Origin of the sequence: Actinosynnema pretiosum (assembly GCF_024171695.1) — a bacterium.
Lineage (GTDB): Bacteria > Actinomycetota > Actinomycetes > Mycobacteriales > Pseudonocardiaceae > Actinosynnema > Actinosynnema pretiosum.
In genome coordinates this window covers 206,604-223,219 of record NZ_JAMTCF010000001.1, presented here as the reverse complement: position 1 = coordinate 223,219, position 16,616 = coordinate 206,604, and the positions used below count along the sequence as shown (strand labels likewise).

Annotated in this window: 4 protein-coding genes; all 4 read right to left on the bottom strand. The window is 77.4% G+C overall.

What is annotated here, in order from left to right; translation table 11 throughout:
* Positions 1-29 precede the first annotated feature (29 nt).
* Positions 30-2,804, bottom strand: coding sequence for a helix-turn-helix transcriptional regulator (locus LV78_RS00900; protein WP_253842587.1), 2,775 nt, complete (start codon positions 2,802-2,804; stop codon positions 30-32).
* 659 nt (positions 2,805-3,463) lie between these two features.
* A complete protein-coding gene (locus tag LV78_RS00895) occupies positions 3,464-4,507 on the bottom strand; it encodes a 3-deoxy-7-phosphoheptulonate synthase (RefSeq protein WP_253842586.1) in 1,044 nt (347 codons plus the stop codon).
* Entirely contained in the window at positions 4,500-5,903 is a 1,404-nt protein-coding gene (locus LV78_RS00890) for an MDR family MFS transporter (RefSeq protein WP_253842585.1), read from the bottom strand. Before LV78_RS00890 ends, LV78_RS00895 begins: the two co-directional genes overlap by 8 nt.
* Positions 5,900-16,543 carry a non-ribosomal peptide synthetase gene (locus LV78_RS00885; RefSeq protein ID WP_253842584.1) on the bottom strand — a complete coding sequence of 3,548 codons (10,644 nt, stop codon included), beginning with the start codon at positions 16,541-16,543 and terminating at the stop codon, positions 5,900-5,902. Before LV78_RS00885 ends, LV78_RS00890 begins: the two co-directional genes overlap by 4 nt.
* Positions 16,544-16,616: the final 73 nt, after the last annotated feature.

The window sequence follows — 16,616 nt, the reverse complement described above, 5'->3', positions numbered from 1 at the left end:
ACCCCGGCCCCGCCCGCGCGCCGCGCGCCTCACCCGGACCCCGCCGCGTTCAGCGCGCTGTCCACCTCCAGCAGCTCCAGCGCCCTGGGCAGATCGGTCCGCCGCGTCACCCGCAACTTCCGGTACACCCGCGTCAAGTGCTGCTCCACCGTGCTGACCGTGACGAACAGCTTCCGCGCGATCTCCTGGTTCTTGTCCCCACCCGCCGCCAGCTCCGCGACCCGCCGCTCCGCCTCGCTGAGCACCCGCGTCTCCACCGCCCGCCGCGCCACCAGCTCCGACCGTCCGGCCCGGCCGCGCTCGCCGGGCGCCCCCACCCCGCACCGCTCCGCCAGCGACCACGCCCGCCGCACCGCCGACCGCCCCCGGTCGAAGTCCCCCAGCCGGTTCAGCGCCTGCCCGAGGTCGGCCAGCGCGTGCGCCTGCTCCACCACCGCCCCGCACCGCTCCAGCACCTCCACCGCCTCCCGCAGCAACCGGGGCCGCGCCGCGGGTTCCGCCGTCTGCGCCAGCAGCCGCAGCGTCACCCCGCGCACCCGCCCGTTCCCCCGGTGCGCCCGCGCGAGCTGCTCCTCCAGCACCGCCCGCGCCTGCCCCACCTTCCCCCGCCGCAGCAGCACCTGCGCCACCCCGGTCCGCCACGGCAGCAGCCCCACCGCGTCCACCCCCCACGCCACCGCCAGCTCCCCGCACGCCCGGAACGCGGTGGCGGCGGCGTGCAACCGGCCCGCCGCCAGGTCGTGCCACCCCTCGGCCAGCCAGTACCGCAGCCCGGCCGTGGTCCGGAACACCACCTCCGGCACCTGCCGCCGGGGCAGCTCGACGCCGCCGCCCTCCCGCCCGGACACGGTGCCCGCGTGCAGCAGCGTCGCCAGCGGTCGCCCCGCCAGCGCGCCCCACGACTCGGCGCGCACCCCCGCCAGCGCCCGCCGCGCGTGCTCGATCGCGGCCCCGTACTCGCAGGCCCGCAGCGCGATGTCGGCCCGCACCCCCAGCAGCACCGCCGTCCACGCCCCCGCGTCCCGAGCCCTCGCCTCGGCCAGCAGCGCCTCGCACCACGGCAGCGCCTCCCGCCACCGGTCCAGGTCCACCAGCGCGGTCAGCACGCTGAACAGCACCTCGGCGGTCCGGTCGGTCAGCGCGCACCCGTGCAGCACGTGCTCCGCGTGCTCGACCGCCTCCTCCGGGTCCCCGCCCGCCAGCGCGATCTCCAGCACCCGCACCGCCTGCGCCTGCGGCGACATCCCGGCCTCGCGCAGCAGGTGCTCCGCGTCGCCGTCGTCCAGCAGCTCCGGGCCGCGCGCGGGCAGCCCTGGCGCGTGGTAGGCCAGCCAGGTCCGCAGGAACGGCAGCTCCACCCGCAACCGCAGCGGCGCCCGACCGCCCGGCGGCGCGAGCCTGCCGAGCAGCGTGGCCGCGTCGTCCAACCGGCCCGCCCGCACCAGGTGGCACACCACCGGGGCCAGCGGTCCGGGGAACCCGCCCTCCGCCGTGGCCTCCAGCAACCGGTCCACGTGCCGCGCGCACCCCGCCCCACCCCCGCGCAGGTGCGCCGTGACCAGCAGGTTCAGCGCCGCGACCCGCTCCCGCGCCCCGGTGGCCACCCGCGCCCCCAGCTCCAGGTACTCCGCCGCCCGCCCGACCCGGTCCTCGCGCAGCGCGGCGGTCCCGGCCTCCAGCAGCAGCGACCCGCTCCACTCCGGCAGCGCGTCCCCGCCCGCCAGCAGCAGGTCGGCCACCGGGCCGGGGGCCGCGCCGCCGTAGTACAGCCGCCGGGCCGCCCGCAGGTGCAGCGCGGCCCGCTCCTCGGGCGGGAGCGGGGCGAGCACCGCCGCGCGCGCGGCGACGTGCGGCAACCGCCCGCCCGCCGTCACCCCGGCCGCGTCCAGCGCCCTGGTCCTGGCCAGCGCCGATTCCGGCGGCACGCCCAGCAGGTCGGCCACCTGCCCGTGCTCGGCGGACCGGTCGAGCACGGCGGACGCCACCGCCACGTCCGCGAACTCCGGGTCGCACCGGTGCAGCACCGCCCCCACCGCCTCGGCGAACGCCGCGCCCGGCGCGGGCCGCGCCCCGTCCCGCGTCGCCCCGTCCTCCAGCAGCGCCTTGAGCAGCAGCGGGTTCCCGCCGCTCACCGCGTGCCACTCCGCGCCCGCCCCGACCGCCGACGGCCCGAACCGCCGCGCCACCGCCTCCGCCACCGCGCCGGGGGACAGCGGCGCGAGCCGGACCTGGAGCCACAGCGGCTGCCGGTGCACCTCGCCGAGCAGGAACGGGTTGGCGCGCCGGGTCCCGGTCTGCGCGCCCAGCACCACGACGACCCGCGCCCCGCGCGCCCGCCGGGCCAGGAACGACAGGCAGCGCAACGAGTGCTCGTCGGCCAGGTCGGCGTCGTCGGCGATCAGCACGAGCGGTCGGCGCGCGCAGACCTCCAGCACCGCGCGCCACAGCGTCCCGGCGATCAGCTGCCCCACCCGCGCGGACGGCTCCCCGCCGCCCGCCGCGTCCGCGTCCGCCCACCCGGCCCCGTCGAGCAGCCGCAGCACCTCCCGGAACCGGGGCGAGTCGACCGAGGGCCCCTGGACCGCCTGCCCGATCGCGGCGAACGGCACGGCGCCCTCGCCGCGCGCGGACACCGAGGTGAGCACGACCGCGCCCGAGGCGGCGGCGTGCTCGGCGAACGCGCCCAGCAGCTCGCTCTTCCCGGTGGCCACCGGCCCGGTGACGGCGGCGGCCCCACCGCGCCCGTCGACCGCGTCCGAGAGCAGCGCGCGCAGCAGTCCCAGCTCCTGGTCCCGCTCGATCACTGCGCCGCCTTCCTCAGGGGCCCCGCCCCCGGTGGCGGAGCGGGGTGAACCGGCGGACCGGTTCCCGCCCGTCCCACCGGGCGATCGAATAGCGGTATTCGCGGCCGACCCTAACGGCGGGTAAGCGGATGTGTCCAGATATGCTATTCCTCTGGGCGGATAGTGCGCGGGTTGCGGGATAACGACGTTTTGGTTTCGGGAACATTTACGCTTTTCGTTCGGCGCGCGTCCTCGGGGGGCTTTGAGCTGCGGGGGAGCACGCCGCTGACCTGCTCGTCCGCAGGTGGACGGGGGTGTCACCGGGGTGGGCGGCGTTCCGGGCGCGTTGTTTCGCCATTCCGAAGACCGGGGAGTTCGGGGTGCGGTGGCCGTCGCATCGGGGTTTTTGGTTTCTCCACGCTGTTGACGGATTGACGGAAGCGTCGGGGCGACCCCGGAGTCGGATAGCGGAAGTAAGATGGTATAACTTCGAGTTCTTCATGGGAGCGCTCCCGGTTCGCGCGCCCGCACCCGACCGCCGCACCCGACCACCGGGGCGAACCCACCGCGAACAGCGCGAAGGCCACCCGCGCGACCTGGTCGGGTCGCACGGGTGGCCTCGGTTCCGGGGCCGCCCGACCGCTCGGGGGCGACCCCGCCGCCTCACCGCCTCCGCAGCCTCACCGCCTCCGCCGGGCCGCCACCGCCAGCTCCTCCAGCAGCGCCGCCGTCCGGGGCCACGACAGGCACCCGTCCGTCACGCTCACGTCCCGCCGCACCGCGCCGCCCGGCACGAGCGCCTGCGCCCCGTCCGCCAGGTACGACTCCAGCATCACCCCGACCAGCGCCCGGTTCCCGTCCCCGACCTGCCCGGCCAGGTCCGCCACCACCGCGGGCTGCCGGTCGTGGTCCTTCCCGCTGTTGCCGTGCGAGGCGTCCACCACCACCCGCTCCGGCAGCCCCGCCCCCCGCAGCGCCTCCAGCGCCGTGGCCACCGACGTCGCGTCGTAGTTCGGCGACGTCCCGCCCCGCAGCACCAGGTGCGCGTCCGGGTTCCCGCTCCCGCGCAGCACCGACAGCCGCCCGTCCACCCCGACGCCGGGGAACACGTGCGACAACCCGGCCGCCCGCACCGCCGCCACCGCCGTGTCCAGCGCCCCGGACACGCAGTTCTTCATCCCCACCGGCATCCCCAGCGCCGACGCCAGGTGCCGGTGCGGCTGGCTGGCGACCGTGCGCGCCCCCACCGCGCCCCACGACACCACGTCGGCCACGTACGGCGCGAGCATGGGGTCCACGAACTCGTACGCCACCGGCAGCACCCGCGCGGCGGCGACCAGGAACTCGCGCCCGACCCGCACCCCGCGCGCCACGTCCCCGCCGCCGTCCATGCCGGGGTCGGGCAGCAGCCCGGTCCAGCCGGACACCGTGCGCGGCTTCTCCAGGTACCCGCGCAGCACCACCAGCAGGTCGTCCTCGAACCGGGCGGCGGCCTCGGCGAGCAGCGCCGCGTACTCCAGCGCGGCGTCGGTGTCGTGCACCGAGCACGGGCCCACCACGGCCAGCAGCCTGGGATCCCGGCCGTCCAGCACGTCCGCGATCGCGGCCCGGTGACCGGGGACGGAGGCGGGCGCGGGCAGCGCGGTGATCAGGTCCGACGGCGCGGGCGGCTCCAGCGCGGCGAACGCGGTCGTCAGGGCGTCATCGGTCAGCGTCTCAGTCATCCTTGGCGTCCTTCGGGGAGACGGGAGGGGAGGCGGGCAGCCGGGTCGCCCCGGCCGCCGCGACGAGCACCAGGGCGAGCACCCACCAGAAGGTGTCGGCGTACGCGGCGGCCACGTCGGCGCCGCGCTCCGCCAGCCGCCCGCCCAGCAGCACCGCGAGCAGCGCGGTGCCGAGCGAGCCGCCGACGGTGTTGAGCAGGTTCAGCGCGCCCGCCGCCCTGGGCAGCCCGCCGGGCGGCAGGCTCCGGTACACTGTGGCCAGCACCGGCGCGCTCACCAGCGCCGCGCCGACCCCGCGCACCAGCAGCGCGCCCGCGACCAGCGCGTCCGGCGGCGCGTGGTGCAGCTGCGTGAACGGGACCGTGCCGAGCGCGACCAGGCCGATCCCGCACAGCACCAGCGAGCGCGGCGCGGTCCGGTCCACCAGCCGGTTCACCAGCACCGACCCGGCGGCGGCCCCGATCCCCTGCGGGGCAAGGAGAAGACCGGTCTGCCACGGGGTGAGCCCGCCGCCGCTCTGCAGGTAGAGCGGCAGCAGGAACATCGTGCCGAACACCGACGCGCCCAGCAGCAGCAGCGCCAGCGCCGCGACCCCGAACGGCGGCCGGGTGAACAACCTCGGGTCCACCAGCGGCGGCACGTCCCGCGCCCGCAGGCCGTGCCAGGTGAACGCCACCAGCGCCAGCACCCCCAGCCCGATCCCGGCCGCCGACACCGTCGGGCCGCCGTCACCGGTCAGGCCGAGCACCAGCAGCGCCAGCCCCGGCGCCAGCAGCAGCGCGCCCACCAGGTCGAACCGGGCCCGCGCGGCGGAGGGCGGCGCGGACGGCACGTGCCGCACCGCCAGCACCGCCGCCACCGCGCCGATCGGCAGGTTCACCAGGAACAGCCACGGCCAGTCCGCGACCGCCAGCAGCGTCCCGCCCGCCAGCGGCCCCAGCACGGGGGACAGCAGCGGCACCACGCCGACGATGCTGATCAACCGCCCGATCCGGCCCGGCCCGGCCACCCGCGCCAGCAGCGCCTGTCCGGTGGGCGGCAGCAGCCCGCCGCCGACGCCCTGCACCACCCGGAACACCACCAGCGACGGCAGCGACCAGGCCACCGCGCACAGCGCCGACCCGAGCAGGAACACCCCGAGCGCGCCGAGCCACACCCGCCGCCCGCCGAACCGGTCGGCCAGCCACCCGGACGCGGGCACCGAGGCGACCACCGCCAGCAGGTACGCGGTGGTCACCCACTGCACCTGCGTCACGCCCGCGCCGAAGTCCTCGGCCAGCCGGTCCACGCCGACCGCGACGATCGTCGCGTCCAGGGTGGCCATGAACGTGCCCAGCACCAGCACGAACGCCGTCCGCAGCAGCGGCCGGTCGATCCGCCCGCCGGGGCCGGTCACGACGCACCGCCCCGCGCGAGAGCCGCCACGAACCCGGCCGCGTCGCCGTCGAGCGCGCCCGCGATCCCGCGCAGCGCCGCGCCGAACCGGTCCGCGACCCCGCGCACCTCGCCGTCCGCGAACACCCCGGCCTGCGGCACGAGCACCGCGCGCCACCCATCGCCCTCCGGCATGACCGTCACGGTCAGCGGGTGGTGCGTGCGCTCCCGGAACCGGCTGCCGGTGATCTCCAGCCCCGGCGCGGGCTCGCGCAGCGCGGCCGGGTCGAACGGGTAGTTCTCGAACACCAGCAGCGTGTCGAACAACCGGTGCCCCACCAGGGCTTCCAGCGCGTCGACGCCGACGTGCTGCTGCCCGACGAGGTCCTGCTGCCGCCGCTGCGCCTCGACCAGCGCGGCCCCCAGCGGCCCGGTCAGGTCGACCCGGACCGGGGCCGTGCCGACCAGCAGGCCGATGATCTCCTCGACCCCGTCGACCTCGCCCGCCCGGTTCGCGACCATCGTCCCGAAGCACACCTCGGACCGCCTGGACGCCGCGGCCAGCACCGCCGACCACGCGCCCTGCACCAGGGTTCCCGGCGTCACCCCGTGCCGGGCCGCCGCCTCACCCAGCGCGGCGACGACGTCCGGCGGCACGTCCAGCAGCACCGCGTCCTCGGCCCCGACCAGCCGGGGCCGCGAGCCGACCAGGTAGTCGCCCTCGCCCAGCCCGGCCAGCTCCCGCCGCCAGCGCGCCTCGTCGACGGGGTTGTCCGCCAACCAGCGCAGGTACCGGGCGAACGGCACGGGCTCGGGCAGCTCGCGCCCGGCGTACAGGGCGAACAGCTCCCCGAGGATGCGCGGCGCCGACCAGCCGTCCGACAGCACGTGGTGGCTGGTCAGCACCAGCACCGCGCCCCCGTCGCCGGGCACGACGGTCAGCCGCAGCGGCGGTCCCACCGCCAGGTCGAACGGTTCCGCCAGGTCGTCGGCCAGCACCCGCTCGACCGGCCCGTCGACCACCCGGAACCCCGGCCTCGGATCCGCCGGGAGCACCTGCGCCGGAAGGTCGGCCGGGAACACCGCGCCCAGGTTCGGGTGCCGCTCCAGCAGCCCGGTCCCGGCCAGCCGCAGCGCTTCCACGTCCAGCCCGCCGGTGATCGTGAACGCCGCCTGCACCGTGTACGGGTCGTGCGCCCCGCGCGCCACCTCGGCCCGCGACCAGCGCAGCACCACCTCCTGCAGCGGCGTCAGCGGCAGCACGTCGGCCACCGGCAGCGCGTCCTCCAGCGCGTCCACGTCCGCCTGCTCCAGCGGGACCAGCGGCAGGTCGGACGGCGTCAACCCGGCCCGCTCCAGCACCTCCGGCTCGGCGAGCCGCCCCAGCGCGGCCACCAGCAGCGCGCCCAGCTCGGCGACCCGCTCCCCGCCCGGCAGCCCGGACGGCCAGGTCAGCCGCAGCGCCAGCACCTCGTGCCGCACCATCGCGTTGACCACCAGGGCCTGCGGCAGCGGCATGTCGTCCCCGCCGCCGGACCCCAGCGGCTCCGCCCCCGGCGGAACCTGCCACGCACCCTCCACAGTGGACGGTGGCGCGAACCGGCCGAGGTAGTTGAACGCCACCTCCGGCTCCACCGCGTCCGGCAGCTCCCCGGCCAACCGCAGCAGCCCGTGCCCGAGCCCGTCGCCGTGCGCCGCCAGGTGCTCCTTCACCGCCTTCACCGCGCGCACCGGGTCGTCGTCCGGCCAGCTCACCCGCGCCGGGTGCACGGCGGTGAACCAGCCGACCGCCTGCGCCAGGTCCGCCTCGCGCGGCCGACCGTGGCCCTCCAGCGCCACCAGCACGTCCCGCGCCCCACCGCGCCAGGCCGCCACCGCGTCCGCCAGCGCGGTCAGCAGCAGCGTGTCCGGCGTGGTCCGGTAGGCGGCGGGCAGCGCCGTCAGCACCGCCCGCGTCACCTCGGCCCCCACCTCCACCACGTGGTGCACGGCCGTGGACGCGGTGTCCCGCACCGGGTCCAGCGGCTCCGGGAACAGCGGCGCGGGCGGGTCGGCCAGCACCGCCCGCCAGTGCGGCAGCTCCGCGTCCCGCGACGAGCCGACGACCTCCCGCGCCCACCCGGCGTAGGAGCGCCCCTGCCGCACCAGCTCCCCGCCGTCGAACGCCTGCGCGACGTCGTCCAGCAGCACCCGCCATGACACCCCGTCCACGACGAGGTGGTGCGCCACCAGCAGCAACCGCCCGAGCCGCTCCGGCCCGGCGTCGACCCACACCGCGCGCAGCAGCGGCCCGCGCGCCGGGTCCAGCTCCGCCCGCACCCGCGCCAACTCCCGCGCCACGGCGGAATCCGGGTCCTCGCCCGACACGACCGACAGCACGTCGGCCCCGCGCACCCCGCCCACCGGCGCGATCCGCAGCACCTGCCCGACCAGCCGGGCCCGCAGCACGTCGTGCCGCTCCAGCACCGCGTCCAGCACCCGCTCCCACCGCGCCGCGTCCGCGCCCGCCGGGACGCACACCTGCGTCCACTGGCAGAACCCGGCCGCCCGCTCACCGGCGCGCGCCAGCAGCTCCCGCGCCACCGGCAGCAGCGGCACGTCCCCGACCACCGGCTTCTCCGCCACCGCAACGGCTTCCCGCCCGCAGCGCGCCGCGATCCCGGCGATCGTGCCGCCGTCGAACACGTCCCGCGCCGACAGCACCAGCCCGGCCCGCCGGGCCCGCGACACCACCTGCAGCGTCACGATGCTGTCCCCGCCGACCGACAGGAACTCGTCGTCCAGCCCGACCCCGGCGCCCAGCACCTCCCGCACCACCGCCAGCAGCGCGGACTCCTCGCGCGTCACCGGTTCCCGCGACGGGGCCGCGACCCGCGCCGGTTCGGGCAGCGCGGCCCGGTCCAGCTTCCCGCCGGGCGTGAGCGGCAGCGCGTCCAGCACCACCAGCGCCGACGGCACCACGTGCTCCGGCAGCTCCTCCGCCAGCGCCGCCCGCACCGCCGCCAGGTCCAGCTCCACCCCGTCGACCGGGATCACGTACCCGATCAACCGGTTCCCGCGCGCGACCACCGCGCAGGCCCGCACCCCGTCCTGCCGGGTCAGCGCGGTCTCCACCTCGGCCAGCTCGATCCGGAACCCGCGCACCTTCACCTGGTGGTCGACCCGGCCCAGGAACACCAGGTTCCCGTCCGGCCGCCAGCGCACCAGGTCCCCGGTCCGGTACATCCGCTCGCCGGGCGGCCCGAACGGGTCGGCGACGAACGCGCCCGCCGTCAGCCCCGGCCGGTTCAGGTACCCGCGCGCCAGCTTCGGGCCCGCCAGGTACAGCTCGCCGACCACGCCGACGCCGACCGGCCGCAGCGCGCCGTCCAGCACGTACGCCCGCACCTGCGGGTCCGGCCGCCCGATCGGCAGCGGGCCGGGGTCGTCGGGGGAGTACCGCCAGGTCACCGAGTTCACCGTGACCTCGGTCGGCCCGTACGCGTTGAACAGCGCCCGCCGACCGCCCCACCGGCGCGCCAGCTCCGGGTCCAGCCGCTCCGCGCCGACCACGAAGAACACGTCCGGGTCGACCGCCGCGTCGTCCGGCATCGCGGCCAGGAACGAGGGCAGCAGGTTCACCCCGGTCACCCGGTGCTCCCGCACGTACTCCAGCAGCTCGTCGCCGGGCACCCGCACCTCCTCCGGCGCGATCACCGACGTGCCGCCGGACAGCAGCGGCACCATGAACTGCCAGAACGCCACGTCGAAGCTGGTCGACGCGAAGTGCAGGTACCGGTCGCGCCCGGTCACCCCGACCACGTCCTCCTGCAGGGCCAGCAGGCTCGGCACGCCCCGGTGCGGCACCCCGACCGCCTTGGGGCGCCCGGTGGTGCCGGAGGTGAAGATGACGTACGCCAACCAGTCCTCGCTGAACCCGGCGCGCGCCGAGACCGGGTCGGCGTCCCACTCCGCCGGTCCGTCCACTTCGGACTCGTCCAGCACCAGGGCGGGCGCGTCCACCGGGAGCCCGGCGGCCAACACGTCGGCGGTGGTGATCACCGCTGCGGGCGCGACCTCCGCGCACATCACGGCCAGCCGCTCGCGCGGGTAGCCGGGGTCCATCGGCACGTGCACCGCGCCCGCCTTGAACGCCGCGAGCAGCGCCACCACCAGGTCCACGTCGCGCGGCAGCAGCACCGCCACGCTGTCCTGCGGGCGCACCCCGGCCGCGATCAGCGCGTTCGCCACCCGGTTCGCCCGCCGGTCCAGCTCGGCGTAGCTCAGCGAGCGCGCCCGGCACACCACCGCCTCCGCGTCCGGCTCGCGCCGCACCCACCGCCCGAACTCCACCAGGCACCCGGCCCGCTCGCGCGACGGCTCCGCGCCCACCCCCAGGCGCAGCACGGCTTCCCGCTCGTCGTCGGGCAGGAGGGCCAAGCGCCCCAACGGGAGCTCCGGCCCGTCGACCAGCCCCTCCAGCACCCGCAGCAGCCACCGGCCGTAGCCGCGCACGGCGTCCGCGTCGAACGCGTGCGCCTGGTAGCCCAGCCCCACGGTGATCTCCGCGCCGGGGATCACCACGACGGTCAGCGGGTAGTGCGTCGCGTCGGTGATGTCCACCCCGACCAGGTCAAGGCCCGGCGCGAGGGTGGTGCGGTCGCGGTTGGAGAGCGGGAAGTTCTCCACCACCAGCATGGTGTCGAACAGCTCGCCCACCCCGACCGCGCGCTGGAGCTCGGGCAGGCCGACGTGGTGGTGCTCCACCAGCGCCGCGCCGTGCTCGTGCACCCGCGCCAGCAGCTCGGCCCCGGTGTCGGCGGGGGAGAACCGCACCCGCACCGGGATCGTGCCGCCGAGCTGCCCGACCACGGTGGCGACCCCGTCGACCTCGGCGGGCCTGCCGGACACCGGGCAGCCGAACAGCACGTCCCGCCGACCGGTGACCGTGCCCAGCAGCAGGCCCCACGCGGCCTGGAACACCGTCGCCGCCGTGACTCCCCTGGCGCGCGCGAACGCGGTCAACCGGGCGCTGAACTCCTGCCCCAGCCCGAACGAGACCCGCTCCGGCCTGCCGACCCGCGAGCCCGTGCTCGCGGGGGCGAGCCGGGTGCCCTCGTCCACCCCGGCCAGCTCGTCGTGCCACGCCCTCGTCGCGGCGGCCCGGTCGCGCCCGGCCAGCCAGCGGTGGAACTCCCCGAGCGGCGGCGCGAGCGGAACACGGGGCCCACCGCCGAGCTCGGCGTACAGGGCCAGCAGCGACCGGCCCACCAGCGGCATCGACCAGCCGTCGAGCAGCGCGTGGTGGTTGGTGATCACCAGCCGGTGCTCGTCCTCGGACAGCGAGCACAGCAGGAACCGGATCAGCGGCGGCCGGTCCGGGTGGAACGGCCGCGCCAGCTCCTCCCGGCAGGCCGACTCGAACGCGTCCCCGCGCTCCCGCCGCCAGTCCAGGCGCACGGCGGCGGGCACGACCTGCACGACCTCGCCGGACGCGGAGGTGTGCAGGTGCACCCGCAGCGCCGGGGTGCGCCGCAGCAGCTCGGCGGCGGCCTCGCGCAACCGGTCCGCGTCCAGCCGACCGGCCAGGTGCGTCACGGCCTGCACCACGTACACGTCGGCCTCGTCGTCGGCGCGCACCAGGGTGTGGAACGCGAGCCCGACCTGGAGCGGCGTCGCGGGCAGCACGTCCACCACGCGCCCGTCCCGCTCCACGACGGCCAGCTCCTCGGCGTCCAGGCCGACGAGCGGGACGTCGGACGGGGTGAGCGCGCCGCCGTCGGGCCCGATCCGCCCGGCGTGCGCGGCCAGCGCTCCCAGCGCCCGCGCCCACGCGTCCTGGAGCCCGGTCACCGCGTCCGCGCCGAGCACCCCGCTGGCGGCCGTCCACTCGACGGCGAGCGCGCCGTCCGCGTGCACGAAGCTGTTGAGCGCCAGCACTTGTTCGAGCGCCTTGCCACCGGGCTCGACCACGGAGAACGCGTCCCGCTCCGGCAACCGCCACCCGTCGCCGGGCAGCGGCGCGAACCGGCCGAGGTGGTTGAGCAGCAGCTGCGGCGGGGGACCGGCGAGCTCCTCGGCGGCGACCGGGTCCAGGTGGCGCAGCACGCCGTACCCCGTGCCGTGGTCGGGAGCGGACCGCTTGGCCTCCTTGGCGGCCCGCACCAGCGCGCCTGCGGCGCGCCCGCCCGCGAGCGCGTCGGCCAGCGCCTCGGCGGACCGGATCGAGTCGGCCGGGACCAGCACCGGGTACTCGCTGGTGAACCAGCCGACCGTGCGCGACAGGTCGGCGCCGGGCAGCTCCCGCCCGTGGCCCTCGGTGCTGACCGGGACCGCGTCGTCCGCGCCGCGCCAGATCCGCAGCGCGAGCACGAGCGCGGCGATCAGCACCTCGTCCGCACCGGCCCGGTAGGCGGCGGTCAGGTCGGCGAGCAGCGGCCCGGCGACCTCCGGCGGGGCGGTCGTGGAGGTGACGGACGCGGTGGAGGCGGTGTCGGCGGCGGAGAGGTCCCGCGCGCCGAGCCGGAACCCGTCACCGCGCACGGCCCGCCAGTGCGGCAGCTCGTCCCGCCGCGCCCCGGTCGCCCCCTGCTCGGCCAGCGCCAGCGCGTGCCGCCGCCACGACGCCCCGACGGGCAGCAGCGCGCGCCCGGCGCACGCGGCCTGGAGGTCGGGCAGCAGCACCCGCCACGAGACGCCGTCGACCACCAGGTGGTGCAGCACGACGACCAGGACGGAGCCGGTCGGCACGCCACCGGGCACGTCCCCGCCGGGTAGCCCGCCGCTCGGCGCCTCGCCACCGGGCACCCCGCCGCTCAGCACTCCGCCGCCTGGAACACCGGGAACCAGCGCGCCACCACTCAGCGCCTCGCCACCCGGCGCGGTTGCCCTTCGCACGGCACCGCCCGGCGTGCTGCCGCCGGACGCGCCGCTACCCAGCGCGCCACCACTCCGCGCGGCATCGCCGAACACGCCACCGGCCAGCGCACCACCACCTGCCGCGCCGCCGGTCCGCGTGGTCGCGTCTGCGTTCGTGCCCGCCGCACCGCCGCCCATCGCGCTGCTGGCCCGCGTGCGGTCGCCCGCCGTGCCGTCCTCCGCCCGGCTACCGGTTCCCGCGCCCGCCGCGCCCGCGCCACCGCCCGCCACAACACTGATCAGCGCCACCCGCACCAGGTCACCCGTGCTCGGGTCCAGCTCACCCGCCAACGCAGCCGCGACCTCGGCCGCCACCGCCCCCGCAGGCCACTCGCGCACCACGGTCTCCGCCGCCACCGCCCCGCGCGGCCGGACCACCAGCCCCGCAGGCGTCGCGATCAGCCGCAGCGCGTCGTGGTGGTCCAGCACCGCCCGCACCCCGGCGACCAGCCGCGCACCGTCCACACCGGACACCACCGGCGCGCTCCACTGCGCGTACCCGGCGAAGTCCTCCGGCGCGTTGGCGTCCAGCAGCGCCCGCGCGATCGGCGGCGCGGGCACCGGACCGGTCGGCTCGTCGGCCACCGCCGCCACCTCGCCCACCGGCCGCGCCGACGCCGCCAGCGCCGCCAGGTCCCGCCTGCCCAGCAGGTCTCGCGGGCGCAGTTCGAGCCCGTGCGCGCGCAGCGCGGCGCTCACCCCGATCGCGGTGATGCTGTCCCCGCCCAGCGCGAAGAAGTCGTCGTCCACCCCGACCGACCCGGCCCCGACCGCCTCGGCGACCGCCGCGCACAGCAACCGCTCCGCCTCGGTGCGCGGAGCCGTCCCGCCGCCGGTCACGCGCGGCGCGGGCAGCGCCGCCCGGTCCAGCTTGCCGTTCACCGTCACCGGCAGCGCCTCCAGCAGCACCACCACCGACGGCACCAGGTGGTCCGGCAGGTCGGCGGCCAGCGCGTCCCGCACCGACTCCGCCGTCAGCGCCGCGCCCACCTCGGGCACCACGTACCCGACCAGCCGCGCCGGTCCGCCGTCCGCGCGCACGTCCGCCGCAGCCGCCGCCACACCCGGCAGCGCCCCCAGCGCCGCCTCGACCTCGCCGACCTCCACCCGGTGCCCGCGCACCTTCACCTGACCGTCCCGCCGCCCCAGGTACTCCAGCCCCCGAGCGGTCCACCTGGCCAGGTCGCCGGTGCGGTACATCCGCTCGCCGGGGCCGCCGAACGGGTCGGCCACGAACCGCTCCGCCGTCGCCCCCGGCTGCCCCAGGTACCCGCGCGCCAGCTGCGGCCCCGCCAGGTGCAGCTCACCGGCCACGCCCTCGGGGACCGGCCGCAGCGCCCCGTCCAGCAGGTACACCCGCGTGCCGGACACCGGGTGCCCGATCACCGGGTCGTCCCCGGACAGCACCGCGACCGTCGCGTCCACAGTGGACTCGGTCGGCCCGTAGGCGTTGCGCGCGGCCACCCCCGACGCCACGACCCTGCGCCACAGCGCGGGCGGCGTCGCCTCGCCGCCCAGCACCAGCAGCACCGGCCGGGAATCCCCCTCCAGCAACCCGGCCGCCACCAGCGGCGCGGCCAGCGACGGGGTCGTGTCCACCACGTCGACCCGGTCCCGCCGCAGCGCGCCCATCAGCGCGTCCGCGTCCCGCGCCACCTCGGCGTCGTACAACCGCAGCTCGTGCCCGCACAGCAACCACGCCAGCTGGTCCAGCGCCGAGTCGAACGCGAACGAGTAGGTGTGCGCCACCCGCAACCGCCGCCCGGCCGCCCGCTCCGCCGAAGGCGCGGTGATCCCCCGGTGGTGGTGCAGCAGCGCGGCCAACCCGCCCCGCCGCACCAGCACCCCCTTGGGCTTCCCGGTCGACCCTGAGGTGTGCAGCACGTACGCCAGGTGCTCGGGGTGCCGGGGAGCCGCCAGCTCGTGCTCCGCCAACGCCTCCGACGAGTACCCGGTCAGCTCCTCGGCCACCTCGACCGAGTCCAGCACCACCGACTCGACCCCGTCCGGCACCAGGTGCGCCAGCTCCGCCGTCACCAGCGCGATCCGCGCCCCGCCGACCAGCTCCCGCAACCGAGCCTCCGGGTGCGCGGTGTCCAGCGGCAGGAACGCCGCCCCCGCCACCAGCGACCCGAGCAGCCCCACCACGGTCCCGACCGAGCGCGGGACCACCAGCGCCACCACGTCGTCCGGCCCGACCCCGCGCGCCCGCAGCACCCGCGCCACCCGGTGCGCCCACCCCGACAGCTCCGCCCCGGACAGCGAGACCCCGTTGTGCGCCAACGCGATCGCGTCCGCGTCCAACCCCGCCAGCAGCTCAGGCACGTCCACCACGGGACCGGGCAGCGCGGGCGTCGCCCAGCGCGCCAGCAGCTCGTCCCGCTCCCGCCCGCCGATCAGGTCCACCCGCGCGACCGGCGGCGCGTCCGCCGCGCACAACCCGGTCACCAGCGCGGTGAACCCGGCCAGCCTGCGGTCGACGGCAGCCTGGTCGTGCGTGCGCCCGTCCACCTCGAACCCCAGCAGCAGCCCGCCGTCCCCGGTCGGCAGCACGCTGAGCCCCATGTCCTCCGGCGGACCGCCCGCCACGTTCCGCATCGTCCCGGCCGCGCCCGCGAAGTCCAGCTTCAGGTCGAACGCCTTCAGGTTCACCCCGCGCCCGTGCAGCAGCGCGCCCGCCCCCGGCGCGGCCAGGTCGCGCGGCAGGTCCTCGCCCCGGTACCGCTGGTGCGCCCGCACCTCGCGCATCAGCGCCGCGACCCGCCCGGTCAGCTCGCCCAGCCGGTCCCCACCCCGCACGGGGACCCGCAGCGGCAGCACGTTCACCGCCATCGCCGGGGTGCGCAGCGCCGCGCTCCCGGTGCGGCACATCAGCGGCAGCGCGAACACCGCCTCGCCCTGCCCCAGCACCCGGTGCAGGTACGCGGCGTAGCAGGCGATCAGCGCGTCGCCCCACGTCGCGCCCGCGCCACCGACCTCCTTGGAGCAGCCCTCCGCGACCTCCTTGAGCCGCGCCACCGCCGACGCGGGCAGCACCGCCCGCGCGGTCACCGTCCGCGTCGGCGCGCCGGAAACCCCCGGCTCGGCCAGGGTTCCCACCTCGGGCAGCGGCGTGAACCGCTCCACCCAGTAGGCCCGGTCCGCCTCGGCCTGCGGGCTCGACCGGTACGCCAGATCGGCCCCCACCAGGTCGGCGAACCGGCCGAACGGGCACTTCGCCACCGCCGTCCCGCGCACCAGCGCCGTGTAGTGCGCGGCGGTGCGGCGGGCCAGCATCGCCGCCGTGTACCCGTCGAACACCAGGTGGTGCCCGAGCTGGGTGTACCAGACCTCGTCGTCCGACAACCGGATCACCACGCGCGAGCACAGCGCCCGGTCCACCATCCCCCGGCAGTGCTCGGCGGTGCGCGCCCGCTCCGCCTCCACCAGCGCGTGCGCCGCCGCCACCGGGTCCGCCTCACCGGACAGGTCGACCACCGGCGGCAGCGGAACCGGCTCGGCCGACACCACCTGGCGCGGCCCGTCCGCCGTGTCGAACACCCGCAGCCGCAACGACTCCGCCTCCGCCGTCGTGGCCCGCACGGCGCGCGCCAGCAGCCCGGCGTCCACCGGGCCGCCGCCGCGCACCTCCACCACGTCGCCCACCACGTAGTGCGGCGAGTCCGGTTCCAGGCGCTGGGCGTTGAACACGCCCAGCTGGGCGCCGGTCAGCTCCAGCAGCTCGGTGGTGCTCTTCTCGGCGGGCTGGACTCGGGCAGTGCTCAACTCGGGCTCCCGTTCTCGTCGGGTGGGTGGGCCGTGGTGGGCTCGGTGGTTCGGGAACGGGACGTGCAAAAAA

Excerpts from the sequence above, each read along its gene's own strand:
- LV78_RS00895 (WP_253842586.1), bottom strand. The coding sequence starts at position 4,507 with ATGACTGAGACGCTGACCGATGACGCCCTGACGACCGCGTTCGCCGCG.